Genomic DNA, 15,268 nt, shown 5'->3' on the forward strand with positions numbered 1-15,268 from the left:
TTTTATCTGAACTAGGATCCGAATTTATTTCTATCGTCGAAAATTGTTACTGATGTACTTTCCGATAATCTCCGGGCGTGACCCCGACCGTTTTCTTGAACGTCCGGATGAAGGACATCGGATGCAGGTACCCGACCTTCCCCGAGATTTCGTAGATAGGCAGATCGCTGTTACGCAGCATGTCTTTCGCATGCTCCATCCTCACGTGGGAGAGATAGACGACGAATTTCTCGCCGAATTCTTCCTTGAAGAGCGTGCTTAAGCTGGAAGTATTCATGTTGAACTGCTCCCCGAGCAGCGACAAGGAAAGGTCCGGATTGTCGAAATGCTGCTCGATATAGTCCCTGACTCGGCGAACGACAGCATGGTTTCCTTTTTCCTCGCGCATAAGCTTCATCGCTCTGGAGCAGGAAGTCAGTCGGTCCGAATAAAACGATTCCAGATCATCCAGCGTTTCCAGCGTTTCCATTCGCTCGTCCCACTGGGCGCGGAACTCGCTATTCCACAGCTCCTGGTACTCCGGAGGAAGTTCCATCATTTCCCGTTGAAAGAAATAATTCATATAGTTTAGGACCCCGTCAATTTCCTCCTTAGGCAGCAGCAGGCTTCTTAGTCCGTCGAACAACAGGTTCAACTGCTCCCGCCAAGCTTCGTTGCCGACACGGAAGGCCTGAGCGATCGTACGCACATACTGCAAATACACGAACAAGTCGTCCCGTGATAAAACTTCGGTTTCCCAATGTCCGATCACCCGGTTGCTGCCGAGCGCGGATTTATAGCTGAGAGCTGTCGTTGCGGTTTCATAGGACTGCGAGATGGCACTCGCCTCGGTTACGGGCGTACCAAGGCCGAATGTCACCGTGAGCTCCAAATGGTCCTGCAGCCACGCACGAACCTGCTCCGATTGGACCAGAATGCGGCTGCCCGCTTGAAGCCGTTGTTCCTCATTGAAGTCAAAATAGATCACACATAACCGGTGATTCGTAACCCACTCTTGCCAGATGCGGAGCGACTCCGCTTTGGCGGTTTCCTCAACGACCTTGGTTAAGATGTACTTGAACAAGCCTTGGTCCTTGTGGGAATACTGCGAGATAAACGCGGAATATTTGTCGATCTCGATCACGCTTACGGAAGCGCCGGCAAAGACATCGATCTCCAATCCGCGAAGCTCCTCGCTCCACTCCGCTTGGTTGATCTGCCCTCCGCCTTCGACCAATTCCTGAAATAAGCGCAACCGGCGATACCGCCGATTCTCGCGATGGCGATGCTCATAGTCCTGCGTAGTCTCGATCATATTACCGAGCGTGTAGTCGATGTAGCTCAGTTCATCCACGGAAGGCTCTTGAATCAAGAGATTCGGATGCTGTTGATTATATTTTCGGATGCGGGACATCATCGTTTCAATCGGCTTGTAGTTTTTGCGGGAAATATAGATCACCCACCAGACGCCTATGAGGAGTCCAATGTAGCCGAATAACATCCAACCGTTGGTGAAGTTCCTGTAGATATTCCCCAGCAATTCGACCTTCAATCCGCTCTGATACGTCCATCCGGTATAGCTCGAAGTCACAACGATATGATCCGACGGCGAAGTCCGGCTCGGTTGTCGGAACAGTTCATCTCCTCTGCGGTCGGAGATCGAGATATAGCTTACTGCGGATTGGCCGAAGTTCTCGAAATACTCCCGTATCTTGTCAACGCTTACGTTCAACACCAGAAGGGCGATCCCTTTCCCGCTGAGCGGAATGCCCTTCGCCATGGAGACCACCGTTTCTTTATCGTCCCCGTCTTTGAATGTGCGATAGGCGCGGGGATCGCTCCAGCCAGTCGGCCGTGCTGACAAGCTGGCTTCCGCATAGGAACGGTCGGCGAATTGATCGATTGTCAGCTTCGTCTTGTCGCTGACGATCGTCCCGTCTCCGACACGATACACATAGATGGAGTCGATCAGGGCGCTCGTGTTGACCATGCTTTGGAGAAGCTGAGACAAGTCGATGATGAAGTCGGGCGAGCTCTCCATACCGGCGAAATAGGTCAGTTTCGGATTCCGGGCGATCATCTCGATCATCATCATTTCAACTGAACGCAGCGACGTGTCGATATTGTTCTGGAGATTCTGAGCATAGACGCGGCTGGATTTCACCGCTTCCTTCCGGGAAAGCTCACTCAGTTGGATGATCCCGATGAACACGAACAGGCATACGATCAAGAGCAGGACGGGCAAATACGATAGAAGCAAGCGATGAAACCAGTTTCTGCGCATACGGGATACTCTCCTTCGGACCATAGCCCCCTCAGTTTATCACAACGGGAAACTAGACCGGAATAAAAGAGAAGGCGAGCCTCGGTACCCGCCTTCCAGGATGCTTATTTTTTCAGATAATTATAGAAATCCTTGGTATAAATAATGCCATTGTTCTTGTAATCGGCATAAGCTTTTGCGTGGAAGTCGTCAATTTTTTTGCCGCCCGCCTTCTCCCAAGCGTCCTTCGCTTCATTCATCGCTTGATCAACCGATGAGCCCCTGCCGCCTGTAATCGCCTTGGTGATCAAATTCGTGATCGTCGTCGAGACCGTGTTGTTGATGACCACCAGGTCGTCGGGCAGCGTCACAGGAAGCGTCAAATCGTAGTAGAGCGGTCGGTCCGGCGTAATATAGGCCGCTCTGCCTTGGCTGATCAGCTCCGCATACTTCTTGTCCAAGGGCTTGCTCTGATCCAGCGAAGTAATGACAAATTGGTCGCATTTGCTAAACTTATACACTTGGCTCATCATCAGGAAATCGGCGTTCCAGGTCAGCTCCTTCTTGTTCTTCTCCGTATCGATCGGTTTCGGACAGCCGGTAGCCGCATCCATCTTGTAATGAACGCCCTCAAAACCGTATTTCAAGGTGGTCATCGTCTCGTCGCTCATCAGCCAGTCGATGTACTTCATCACCGCCTCCACATTTTTGGAAGTCGCGTTAATGCCCGCGGTGAATTGGAACGGTGTGGCGCCGGCCGGCGCGAATTGCCCAAATTCGGTTTTGGGAAGCGGTATAATGGCGACATCCGCATTTGGATTATTTTTCATAAACGTTTCATAGGTACTGTATCCCTTAACCGCTTCCAGATTGTCGCCGACGTACATGCCAAGCTTGCCGTTCACCCAGTCCTGTCTCGCCATCTCGCCGGTTTTATCCGCGAAAATATCTTTGTCCACCGTTCCCGCGTCATAGAGACGCTTCTTCAATTCCGTGGAGGCCCGGAGCCGGTCCCACGAACGCACATATTGATCGTTCTGCAGATGGTACATCCAAGCGGGAGAGCTCGGTTCGAAGCCAAAGAACATGTCGATGTCACCAAAGGTCGTGCCGCGCGTGTCCTTCGTGCCATTGCCGTCCGGATCTTGCTCGGTAAACGCCTTCGCGACCTGAAAGAATTCTTCCGTCGTCTTCGGCGCCGACAGCTTCAGTTTATCGAGCCAATCTTTGCGGATCATGAGATAATGATTCGTAGCCATATCCGCAAACATGCGTCCAAGGAAGAACGTCTTGCCATTGTACGTAGTCAGAGTTTTAATGATCGGGTTTTCCTTCAGCATTTTCTTGTACGTCGTCGAATACTTCTCAATGGCGTCATCCAGCGGAATGATTTGCTCTTTGGCCGCCAGATCCTTCATGTAGGCATTGGAGTACTCGAAAATTAAATCAGGCGCTTCGCCGGAAGCGAACAAGACGTTCCACTTCTGCGCGGAGTTCGTTCGCGGCACCGGGATAAACTCGACTTGAACCGGCGCGTTCTCGTTGATCCATTTGGTCCAGCGGTTATCGGTAATTTTCCCTTCGCCCTCGGGCACATTGTTGCGATCATAGATCGAAACGGTAATTTTTGGTTTCGGCCCTTTCGGCGTCGTTGCTGCCGTATTGCCCGTCGTGCTGGCAGGGCCAGGATCAGGCTCATTGCTGCTGCAAGCGGCTAATATAAGGCTCCCGGTCAGCAATACCGCTAACGACGCGGTAACGGTTTTCTTCATGGTTGGATTATTCATAGCGACGGTACTCCCCTTCTTCATATTGTCCCATACTACTTTCGACTTTTGCAAACTGATCGATGAAGCTGTTCCGCGTCACCTCCCTTGATCAATCCCTCGGTTTACCCCTTGAGCGCTCCGATTAACACGCCTTTCACAAAATAACGCTGCAAGAAAGGATAAACGGCTAGCATCGGAAGCGTCATCGTGATGACTCCAGCGGCTTTAACTCCTTCCGGCGTAAGCGTAAGGGCCAGATCGGGCTGAACGTTCGTCACTTCCTGCATTAAGCTCTGACTCTGAATCATCTGCTGAATGAGCACCGATAAGTTATGCTTGCTGGAATCGTTAATGAAGATCAGCACATTCATGAACGAATTCCAATGGCCTACGGCGTAGAATAAAGAAAGCGCAGCTAGGACGGGCATCGAAAGCGGAAGAACGATCTGCATAATAAGTCTCCACTCCGAGCAGCCGTCGATGCGGGAAGCCTCGTCCAATTCATCCGGCAGCCCCTCGAAGAAGCTTCTTAAGACCATCATGTTCCAGACGCTGACTAGTCCAGGCAGCCATAGCGCCCCGTAAGAATTAATGAGTCCCAGGCTTTTCAAGAGCAAGTAGCCCGGAATGATGCCGGCGCCGAACAGCATGGTGAAGATGGTGGCGAAGGAGAATACTTTGCGTCCGATAAAATAGCGTTTGGATAACGGATAAGCGGCAAGCACGGTAGCAACCATATTGAGTGCCGTTCCGACCACCGTAATGAGGACACTGTTGCGGAAGGCCTGCACGACCGGAGTTTCTTTCAGCAGCACTTTGTAGGCGCCCCATTCGAGATGGACCGGCCAGAACGACACCGATCCGGAAGCAATCGCATGTTTGTCGCTGAGTGAAAGCGCCGCTATATGGACGAGCGGAAGAAGACAGCTGAGACCGATCAAGGCTAGTACGATATAATTGAGGAAATAAAACAGTTTCTCTCCCGTTGAATGCTTCATATGTTCCCCTTCCCTACCACATGCCCTGACCGAAGCGTCTGGCGATCAGATTGGCCATGAGCACCAAGACAAGCCCGACGAGCGATTCGAACAACCCCATTGCGGTGGCGAGACTGAATTGCGCTTGCTGAATCCCCATCTTGTACATAAAGGTGCTGATGACTTCCGAGATTTCGGCGACCGTGCTATTTTGCAAAACATACACCTGATCGAAGCCCACCTCCATCAGATGACCGATCTTCAATATCAGCATGATGATCGCGGTTGGCATAATGCCGGGCAGCGTAATTTGTGTCGTCTGCTGCCATTTGTTCGCTCCGTCGATGCTCGCCGCCTCGTACAGGCTCTGATCGATCGAGGAAAGAGCGGCCAAATAAATGATCGCGCCGAACCCCGCTTCCTTCCAGATCCCGGCGGACAAGAAAATCGCCACCCAGGAGGATTCGTTGTATAAAAAGGGGTAGGTGATGCCGAACAGGCTGTCCAGCACATGATTGACTACGCCTGTCCTTTGCGAGAAAACCGTCACCACAATACCCCCAACGATGACCCAATTCAAAAAATGCGGCAAATACACGAACGTCTGAACGGTGCGTTTGAACCACATCTTGCGAACCTCATTGAGCAGCAGCGCCAGCACGATCGGCACCGGGAAGCCGACAAGGAGACTGAGTCCGCTAAGCCGCAATGTGTTCCAGATGATGCTTACCATCTGTTTCGTGCTGAAGATGAGCTCGAAATTGCTGAGTCCCGCCCACGGACTGCCCCAGATGCCTTTGATGAAGCTATACTTTTTAAAGGCGATCACAAGCCCGGTCATGGGATAGTACTTGAAGACGATAAAATAAACGAGAATCGGCAAGAACATGATGTACAGCGGGATATTCTGTCTCAATATCCGTTTCGAGTATTTATTCACCAGCCAGCCAGTCTTGGCGATTGGCGGCGGATTGATAGACGTGCTTAATGAAGAAACGGATTCTTCTATATGCTTCACGCCGCGGTCACTTCCTCTCTTCCGAATTGAGCCCATCGTATAGCAGGTCTGCCCGCCCGTTCAATATACATGATTTTGCGCAGTTAACAGGTTGCGAATGGAACTCCGTATACAAGTTTTCATTGAATTAACATGACGAAAGGCTGCTTCTGTCAGTCCCGATTTATAAAGCAAAAAACCCGCAATTTAGCGGGTTCGAACGAATGTATGGGCTTCTAAATACGAGGCGTAGGCAAGGGCCGGATATACACGGGAACGTGCCGGGGCTTGTTGCGGATTAATAACTGATACATCTTTAACCGCCCGTATCGGCTGTTGCTGTGAATGATAATGGTTTTCGGATATAGCTTCTTCTCGACCATATATTTAACCACTTGATCCCCTTTAGGTTGATTCCGGCCAAGGTTATAGTCGAGAGAAAGCACGGCGATCCTTCCTTCTCGGAGTACTTTCTTACACTGCTTGGCGGAGGTTACCAATCGATAGCCCTCGGGCGCCGGTCGCTTGTCGTCCAAAAATACTTTCCTCATCTCCCTCATCCTTCTTGTAAATGGACTGGTCAACCATGTAAAAAGGCCGTCGAATTCTACAAACGCCATTAATATGCTGTAGGGAATTGTGCGCAAGACAACCCTCACGAAGGCGAGTGTGGATTACGGATGAAAGCTATGATTGGCATTGTCGGAGGGATGGGCTCGCATGCAGCGGTATCGTTTTTCCAGCAATTAATCGATCGCTCCCCCGCCCGGACGGATCAGGACTATATGGAAATTCTCCTTCATAATAATGCGCGCATCCCCGATCGGACCGAAAACATCTTATACGGCGGAGAGGACCCGCTTCCGGAACTAGTAAGATCCGTCCGAATCCTCGAGAACGGCGGAGCCACAATCATCGTGCTCGCTTGCGTCACGGCGCATCATTATTACAACCGGCTGGAAGCGTCGTTGACTCAAGCGAAGCTGTTCCACATCGTGAGAGAAACGGCCGATTCGGCTTGCAGGATGTATCCTAATTTGAAACAAGTAGGCATTCTGGCTACCGAAGGTACAATCCAAACACGGCTGTGGCAAGAAGAGTTTCATCGACGGCAGATCAGGGCGTTAGTACTCGCCGATGCCGATCAGGAGGAGTATTTTAACAAGGTGGTGTATGGGCCAAATGGGATAAAGGCGGGTTATCGCGACGCCGTGCTGAAAAATAAGCTGCTCGCCGGCTGTCAGCAATTAATCGCGATGGGAGCGGAAGCCATCATTGGGGCGTGCTCGGAGCTCCCCTTAGTCCTTTCCAAAGAGGAAGTACCCGTACCCTATATCGACTCCATCCAAGTCACTGTTGCCCAATTAATCGATGTGTACTATAACCGTACTCATGAAAATGAGCGGACTCATCCCTCGGATTAGACGGAGACATGAGTCGGCTTTTTTTCGTCACTGGCGGCAGCCTACCTGGCGTATCTACTTCGATTGTAGCGCCTCAATTTTTTGATCCTATTCTTCATACGTGGGTTGCCGAGCTTGACGAATGGCGTAACGGCCGGGTCGGTGTTGACCTCCAGCACCCAGGGCTTCCGGTCTTGGCTTACCGCAATATCAACCCCAAGCTGCCAGCATCCGGGGTACTCGGTCTGGAACTGCTGCCCGATGCTCCGGCTTAACTGGAATAAGGAGGCCAGATACGCTCTTAACCTGGATTTGTTCATGTAGGGGCGCAACAATATTGCTGCACGCATGCATTTCCCGCCTTGGCTTCGGTTCGTCACGATCCGCCTCGGGGGTGCGACCCGTCCTACGATCCCGGTGACCTCCCATTCGCGCTTCTCGTTTTTCTGGACCATAATGCGAAAATCAAACGGACGACCGCGATACCGAAGCATCCGAACCCCTTTCTGGATTAAATACGGTTTACTCCGGATCCGTCGGCGAACGGACTGGAATAAAGCTCTGAAATCCTTGAAACCCACAGCCGATGTGCCGTATCGGAGCTCATATTTCCCTTCCTTCCATTCCGCTCTCATCACCCCTCTTCCTTTGAGGCCGTCTACGGGTTTGAGATAGACCATCCGATATAAATCCAACATCTGTTTCAGCGTGCTCCCGCTAAACCGTCTTGTGGACGGTATATAGGGAATCAGCCGCTCGTTTCGCGCCAGGACCCTCGTTTTTTCGAGCTTGCTGCTGACCAACCGCTTATCGGTTCCCTTCAAGCATGATCACTTCCCTTTTTCAACATGGGATCTCCGGGATCTCCGGTGCTTGTGCCCCATTCTTTTGCGCCGGGGAAGGCGTGCTACAGTATATGAACAGACTTGGTAGACGTGCCATTCCGTCCCATTCGGCGGCGAAACCTTTCTGTATTCCTGGAAGTATAAGACATGTAGGAGGTGATCCGAGGTGAGAAAACTGCCGTTATGGCTCGTCTTGTTGTTTGTGGTCCTATCGGGGTGCAGCACGGGCTCCGAACCAGACAATACGAAAATTCGTTCGGTTAGTACCGAGTTAACCAACCAACAGAGTTTAGAGCATTGGAAATTAGTGATGCTGCCGAAGACCAATGGGCTGGGGGAACAGGCGTATGACATGGAGTTTCAATATACCGGAGATACTTCGGTGAAAAGTGTGACGGTTTACTATAGAATCGACACCAAGGAGAAGTTATCGGCTCCCACCGTAAAAGCCGATTCCAAAACGGTGATTTCCAAATTAGACCCCAACGAAAAAATAACGTTATCCGAGTTGATTTTGCCGATCGACGTGCCGATTTCGGTCGAGGTAGATTGGCTGGAGGGCAATCATATAAGCCGGGGAACGGGTGTTTTCAAGATTACCGAACTTAAGTAGGAGGGGACATCCAGGCTATCGAAATTTCTTCGGTAGCCTGTCAGTTTCGTCCTTCACATGCATTCTAAAGCTTCAGCTCCATACGCCTTATCTTCTCTTTCATTCCGATTGACTCATAAAGTCGGACAGCTTCTTGGTTACTTGCAAACACATCTAATTCAACGGCATCTACATTCATTTTCTTGGCGTAATCAAGGATATACTGAAACATCTGGCGACCAATGCCTTTTTTTCTAAACTCTTCTCGGACACATAAGTCGTTTATATAAATCATTGTTCTTTGTCTAAATATTGTCCTGGCGCCAGTTCTCTCCGTATTCAGAATAGCGTAAGCGATTATTTCATCTGTCTGGGGGATTACACCTACAACTACTCTGGATTTTTCAGCTTCAAAGAAGGCTTTTACCGTTTGTTCATTATAGAGGTGCGCACTTACAAACTGTTCGGGCCTCAATTCAGCATGAAAATCGTCCAATTGCCTTTTGGATAATGTCAAGAATATCCGAATCATTCGCATCGCGTATTTTGATTTCCAGAAAAAGCACTCCTTTCTAAACAAGAACGCCCAAAACCTTATACTCCTTAAACGTCATAGAGACATTCATATGGAAATGAAGATCAAGGCCTCCGTCGTTGAATTGGATTGTATAATTTACACAATACGGCGTTTCAATATATAACAGGGTCAACTTCAACGTCGAAGTATCGATCCATGAAACGTATGTGACCGCTTCTTGTAAGTGGTTCGCCAAATCTTTCACAAACACGTCTCGAATATGGATCGGAGCACGAAAGTCAAAAACGAGAACACGCTGCTCGCGGTCATCGTACAAAAGATGGATCTCCAACTGTTGCCCGGATTGAACGAAACCAAGTCTGCGCAGTTTCTCCGGATTATCTCCCAGCGTGTACCAGAGACCATCGATACTCGGTATATGGTCAGGGATCGGTTGGGGTGCAGGGACTGGATACACCATTCCGGCAAGACGCCGACGAAGATCCACACTCTCAGCGTTAAGCGGGAGAACAGTGCGGCTTGCATTTAACTCGTCGATGATATCCTCGTAGATCAGATCGAGCAAGGTCTGACTCTGCCTCTTGCTCAGCGCCGCCGTGGCCGCGATCACGAGACGTTGGTCCGGCGCCACAAAGCAAAGCTGGCCAAATGCACCTCCTCCCCTGAAGCAACCCCTGCGCCCTAAATGAAATTGGTATCCGTAGCCCTGGGCAGAATCGATCTCGGTTGCTCCAAGGCGATTATCGCTTTGTTCCCGGGTAGCCATGGCCACGTAAGCCTCGGATACAACGGTCTTGCCATCCACCTTGCCCTTGTCCAGTAGCATTTGACCAAACTTGGCCACTTGCCCGGTGGTCAAACTGAGTCCCATGCCGCCAGCGGCAATGCCCATGGGACATGTTTCCCATATCGGCCGCTCAATGCCCAGTGGCTCGAACAATCGGGGCATCAGGAAGTCCATCAAATGTTGATCGGTCGCTTTCTGAAGAATGGCCGACAACATATAAGTGGCGGGCGTATTATACGAATAATGACTCCCCGGCTCGCATTCCACTCCTAACGACAAGAAGGACCGGACCCAGTCCTTTTCTCCCGTTACAGCACTGTAAATATTGGTGCGATGCCCCGTATTCATCGACAAAAGATGGTGGATGGTCATCCTCGCCAAGTTGTTCGAAACCGACTTAGGACACTGTTCTGGAAAAAAAGAAATAACCGGATCATCCATTGAAGGTATCCTTGATCTGCCGCTATGCCAACCGCAATCGAAATGACGCTCTTGCTAAGCGAATATAGCATATGCGGGCAATCCGGCCGATAAGGGGCACGCCACATGCTCGCCGTTACCTTACCGTCTTGAAGCAGCATAAAGCTGTTCACCTGTAAATCATTCTGTTCGATTCTATGAAAAAAGCGGGACAGCGCCTTGGAAGAAAGGCCATGATGTTCGGGGTAATCGATTGTTAACTCACCCATCTTATACCTCCAAATCGGGATCGCGAAAGCTACGATGCTTTTGCTTGAATCATATAGTAAAACCCGGTGGTTTTGATTCCTTTTTCACTAGCATGCTTTTCGAATTGGGCAGCGATTCCCGAATAACAGGTTGCTCTAGCAAACTCTGAAAATCGATCGCTCTGACCGAAACACACCATCGCCAAAATATCCTGGGGGGTTGGAATCCATACGGTTTCTTTTAACATCCACAATTGAATGTCTGTGAACCCGCTAGTTTCCAATCTCTCCTGAATTTTATCCAGAATTGGGGTCCCTACGGTAGGCGGACCGAATAGCCCTGGAAAGTAAAATCCCATTTCCCCGCCTTCCCCATTGCCGTCGCCTGGATGAAATAATAGAACGTCTCCGCCGGGGCGAACGATCCGGTTCCCTTCTCGATACCAGCTTGTTGGGCCCTTCTTGGTGTAGGCGATATCGAAATAATTGTCCGGAAAAGGAAGCCCGTCTTGAGTTCGCCCCACTACATACCGGACATTCGGTTGGCGATTTTGGTTTGCGGTAAGAATAAACCCCTCCGTCATGTCATATCCCACCACTTCTTCGGCAAAGGTGGCCCACCGATCGGCATACTCTCCGTGACCGCATCCGACATCCAGAACCTTCCCCCGTACGATAGAGGAAAGTTTTTCCGTTAAAATATCTTCGGCCGCAATCCCCTCGCAAATACCGTTCCAAGGATACACGTACTTGCCCGTATTAGCTGCCAACTGGTTGCACCAAGCTAAGGACTGTGCGCTTAAGTAATCCGGATGCTGCGTCAGATCAGGAAACATCGAATTTACCATCCCTTCGCCATGAGATTGCCGATCCTCACTGATTAACATACAGAATATTTTTCCAACTGTATAGACGCATTGAAAACGAACAACCCTCGCCGTCCCATGGGATAGCGAAGGTTGTTTGTAAGTTATGGATTGATAAATCCCAAAGCCTGCAGCATACGCTTCAACATGACCGCACTTTGGGCACGGGATGCATGTTCCCGGGGGCCGAACTTCGTATCGGTTATCCCTTGAATGATAGAAGTTTGAGTCAACTGTTCTACCGCTGCGGCAGCCCAATTCGCGATGTCCGCTTCGTCGGCGAATATTGTCCTCGGTGATGCATGCGCAACCAGCGAATATCCGGCGTATTTCATCGCCCTGGCGATCATCACGGCCATCTGTTCGCGGGTAATGTGCTCCAACGGTCGGAACGTCCCATCTTCAAACCCGTCAATCAATCCAGCTTGATGCGCGGCTCTTACCGCTCCTGCATACCAAGTTCCTGCTGCATCATCCCGGAACGGGATGGGGTCATCTTCTTCGGTAAGACCAAGGGCACGCACAAGCAGGGTGGCAAATTCGGCGCGTGTGATGTTATCGTCCGGCCAAAACCCGTCTTGCGTTCTTCCTTCTACAAGGAGCTTGTTCGCCATCAAGACTATGTCTGCCTGCGCCCAATGCCCACTCAAATCTGCAAACGATCGATCCAATTGGATGATCGTATATACGCCATCGTAAGGCGAACGAATCGTTACCTTCGGCGATGGATCGCTAGAGAACACGGATGGTGCAAAATGCAAACGCTCGCTCTCATCCACCCGCACGGCCGTCGCCTTGTCCGAATCGGCCGGGTTAGGCAGTTTCACGGTCCGGGTTGCGGAATTGCCGCCCCAATCTATTATGCGCTCGCCGGTTGTATGAAGCGAGTAAACAACCGGATTCGCGAGGAGCGGTGTTCCCCCTCTCTTAATGATTGCATCATTCACAGCTGCGCTGTCGGAATCCGATCCCAACGCAATCGTGGCGGTAAGGGCCGCATCCTCCGGGACGTCCTTAAGGACGCTAAGCGGGATTCGAATGCCGTTCCCGTTTACGAACAGCTCCGCCCAGGCATCCGGCTGTCGTTTCCATGCATTCAGCAACAGTGCTGCAGGAAGATCGGCCGTGACCGCTTGACCGATGTCTTGGGCTTCGATCAGGATGCTATCCGGCTTGGACCTAAATGCTTCGGCCAATTGCTCCGAAGTCAGTCGAACCCGGGTCACGCGTTGTCCGTTTGTCGTCTCGTACGACGCATTGACCAGCTTGATTACGCCGTTGATTTTGATCTTGACTTGGTCGATGTTGGAAGTACCCGGACTGCTCGGGTTTTCAGCAGTTTCGGAATTCCCTGTTTCTCCAGAGCTCTCGGAGATAACCTTGACGACCCGAATCACGTCGTCGGCCCACACGCCGGCCGGATTTTGAACCTTGTAGCGCAGCGTATAGTCGCCTGGCGTGTGGGTATAGACCGAGCCGGTTACCGTAATTGAGGCGGTCAGGTCTCCGTAATTGTCGTCCTGCGCTGTCGCGCCGGGGTCTGTGAAGGCACTGCCGACAGGAACGATGAGCGGATTGGCTCCGATTAGGGAAATGACAGGCTTAGGGATCGACGCTTTCGTCAGAGTGAAAGTGACGGCTGCACTCGCAATGCGCGGTGATTCGTTGCCGGTGGCATCGGTCGCAGTAATGACGTAACGGTACACGCCGGGAGGCAGATCGCCCAGATCGGCGGCGGACAAGGAACCGTCAGCGCCACTGGCCCCGAGCGCAATCGCTGTAGAAGACAGTTCGCCCGCCTCGATCGTACTGTTGGCATTGGTGTCGTTCCAGGCGTACGCGCGTACGTTCGCTCCGGGTTCGTCGACGGCGCCCGCCGATCCAATTAATTGATCTGGCGTGCCGGTGTAGTTGTCAATGGCTGAAAACTTCGTTGCATCCACAGTGGGAGCACTGGTGTCCGGTGCCGGCTCGTCTTCCAGAATCGTGACGGCCGAGCTTGCCTGTGCCCCTAACGTCACTCCATTCGTAGGTGAGGAGAGCGTCACGGTGAAGGCTCTGTCACCGGAGTAGACCGCATTGTTTACGGTCGGGATATCAAAGGTTTTGAAGCTCACTCCCGCCGGAAATGAAATCGTAGTCGTGACAGCTGTATAGTCGGTACCTGAAACAGCGGTTCCGTCCGTCGTCGTCAGTCGAACGGTCGTCGGGCCATAAGAGTCGCTTCGTACGATCTTGACTCGAGCAGACGCAGGTACAGCATTCTCGGGAACGGAATAGGAAGATGCATCAAACGCGATCGTTCCTTCGGACTTGCTGTTCATGATATCGATGTGGGTACTCCTGCCGAATACCAAATCCGAAATCCCGTCTCCATTGAAATCTCCGGCCTTGATCGGATTGGCCCCAGCCGGCGAATATTGGAGATCCGGTTGTTGGAAGGTGCCGTCGGCGTTGCCAAGAAAGATGGAGTAGTACCCCACCGATTGATTCATGACGACCAGATCGGATTCTCCATCGCCGTTAAAGTCGCCGGCCGAGATGTAAAGCGGGTACGTCGGGGATACCGTTGAGCCGGTTAGATATGGAACCGGAGCTCGAAACGAGCCGTCGCCGTTGCCGATCAGTACCATCGCTCCGTGATCTCCGTTCGCATCGACTGCGAGGTCTGTCACCGCGTCATGATTCCAATCTCCTGCGACGATTATAAAGGGCGAATTTCCCGCGGGATAATCTTGTCTACCGAAAACGCCGTGACCGTTTCCAAGCAAGACGCTGATCGAATGGGAGCCGTCATTGGTGCAGATCAAATCGATGTGCCCGTCTCTGTTGAAGTCACCCGAGACGATTTTGCGCGGAGCAGATCCCACGTTATGAGTTACTCTCGCCCCGAAGGTTCCGTCGCCATTTCCATACAGAATGGAGATTTGCCCGGCCGAGTCGTTCGTTACGGCAAGATCCAAGTTTCCATCCTCGTTCAGGTCGGCGGTGACCACATCCAACGATCCGGGGCCGGACAGAAAGGAGACGGCTGCCTGATAAGTACCATCCGCATTCCCGAGCAGGATCGAAACATCGGAACCATTATAATTGCCGACGGCAATATCGTTAATACCGTCACGGTTGAAGTCTCCTACGGTTGCCGACCTTGGATTGCTTCCAACGCCAAGGAGTTGAGGGGCCATGAAGGTGCCGTCGCCGTTCCCTCGCAAAATCGCGACCCGATTGTTCGTGTTCTCCAATGCGATCATATCCAGATTTCCATCACCGTCGATATCGGAGAACTCCATATCATAAATACTTCCTGCTCCAATGCTATAAACGGTAGAAGTACTCTGATAGTGCGGCGGGTCGGCCGCAAACGAATGAAGCGGGGCGACCGCTAACAGTGCTGCAAGCATGACTGGAGCAAGCTTGATCAGTTTGATACTGAACTTCAAATTCACAGTTATAAATTCCCTCCTCTGAAAAGGCGTAATTGAGATGACAGCTCTGAAAGTAATGCCCATTTTATCCCAGCATTTAATTATTGTTTTCGCCTTTGCGTATCGTCAATGATTCCATGGTCCCATTGCAACTAGGGA

The 15,268-nt window shown here is 51.3% G+C and carries 12 protein-coding genes; 2 read left to right on the forward strand and 10 right to left on the reverse strand.

What is annotated here, in order from left to right:
• Positions 1 to 46: 46 nt before the first annotated feature.
• From ACI5FR_RS01410 to ACI5FR_RS01430, 5 genes are all read right to left on the reverse strand, one after another.
• Complete coding sequence (locus ACI5FR_RS01410; protein ID WP_405449308.1) at positions 47 to 2,263, reverse strand: helix-turn-helix domain-containing protein; 2,217 nt, start codon at positions 2,261 to 2,263, stop codon at positions 47 to 49.
• 104 nt (positions 2,264 to 2,367) lie between these two features.
• A complete protein-coding gene (locus ACI5FR_RS01415) occupies positions 2,368 to 4,029 on the reverse strand; it encodes an extracellular solute-binding protein (protein ID WP_405449311.1) in 1,662 nt (553 codons plus the stop codon).
• A gap of 104 nt (positions 4,030 to 4,133) precedes the next feature.
• On the reverse strand, positions 4,134 to 5,009 hold the full coding sequence (locus ACI5FR_RS01420; protein WP_405449314.1) for a carbohydrate ABC transporter permease: 876 nt from the start codon (positions 5,007 to 5,009) through the stop codon (positions 4,134 to 4,136).
• A gap of 13 nt (positions 5,010 to 5,022) precedes the next feature.
• On the reverse strand, positions 5,023 to 5,877 hold the full coding sequence (locus tag ACI5FR_RS01425; protein WP_405449799.1) for an ABC transporter permease: 855 nt from the start codon (positions 5,875 to 5,877) through the stop codon (positions 5,023 to 5,025).
• Positions 5,878 to 6,221: 344 nt separating this feature from the next.
• Complete coding sequence (locus ACI5FR_RS01430; RefSeq protein WP_405449317.1) at positions 6,222 to 6,536, reverse strand: cyclic-phosphate processing receiver domain-containing protein; 315 nt, start codon at positions 6,534 to 6,536, stop codon at positions 6,222 to 6,224.
• 129 nt (positions 6,537 to 6,665) lie between these two features.
• Between ACI5FR_RS01430 and cuyB the strand changes: the two genes are divergently transcribed.
• On the forward strand, positions 6,666 to 7,409 hold the full coding sequence (cuyB, locus tag ACI5FR_RS01435; protein ID WP_405449320.1) for a cysteate racemase: 744 nt from the start codon (positions 6,666 to 6,668) through the stop codon (positions 7,407 to 7,409).
• A 41-nt stretch (positions 7,410 to 7,450) separates the two neighbouring features.
• Here the strand turns inward: cuyB and ACI5FR_RS01440 are convergent, their stop codons facing one another.
• Positions 7,451 to 8,212 (reverse strand): YheC/YheD family protein, encoded by a 762-nt coding sequence (locus tag ACI5FR_RS01440; RefSeq protein WP_405449323.1) that lies wholly within the window; start codon positions 8,210 to 8,212, stop codon positions 7,451 to 7,453.
• A 187-nt stretch (positions 8,213 to 8,399) separates the two neighbouring features.
• Between ACI5FR_RS01440 and ACI5FR_RS01445 the strand changes: the two genes are divergently transcribed.
• Entirely contained in the window at positions 8,400 to 8,846 is a 447-nt protein-coding gene (locus ACI5FR_RS01445; protein WP_405449325.1) for a hypothetical protein, read from the forward strand.
• Between the two features lie 64 nt (positions 8,847 to 8,910).
• Here the strand turns inward: ACI5FR_RS01445 and ACI5FR_RS01450 are convergent, their stop codons facing one another.
• From ACI5FR_RS01450 to ACI5FR_RS01465, 4 genes are all read right to left on the reverse strand, one after another.
• Positions 8,911 to 9,342, reverse strand: coding sequence for a GNAT family N-acetyltransferase (locus ACI5FR_RS01450; protein WP_405449326.1), 432 nt, complete (start codon positions 9,340 to 9,342; stop codon positions 8,911 to 8,913).
• A gap of 55 nt (positions 9,343 to 9,397) precedes the next feature.
• Positions 9,398 to 10,591 (reverse strand): serine hydrolase domain-containing protein, encoded by a 1,194-nt coding sequence (locus tag ACI5FR_RS01455; RefSeq protein ID WP_405449329.1) that lies wholly within the window; start codon positions 10,589 to 10,591, stop codon positions 9,398 to 9,400.
• 277 nt (positions 10,592 to 10,868) lie between these two features.
• A complete protein-coding gene (locus ACI5FR_RS01460) occupies positions 10,869 to 11,654 on the reverse strand; it encodes a class I SAM-dependent methyltransferase (protein ID WP_405449331.1) in 786 nt (261 codons plus the stop codon).
• Between the two features lie 134 nt (positions 11,655 to 11,788).
• Complete coding sequence (locus ACI5FR_RS01465; RefSeq protein WP_405449334.1) at positions 11,789 to 15,130, reverse strand: FG-GAP-like repeat-containing protein; 3,342 nt, start codon at positions 15,128 to 15,130, stop codon at positions 11,789 to 11,791.
• Positions 15,131 to 15,268 lie beyond the last annotated feature (138 nt).

The organism is Paenibacillus sp. HJGM_3, from assembly GCF_045062745.1.
In the GTDB taxonomy this organism is placed as follows: Bacteria; Bacillota; Bacilli; order Paenibacillales; family NBRC-103111; genus Paenibacillus_AA.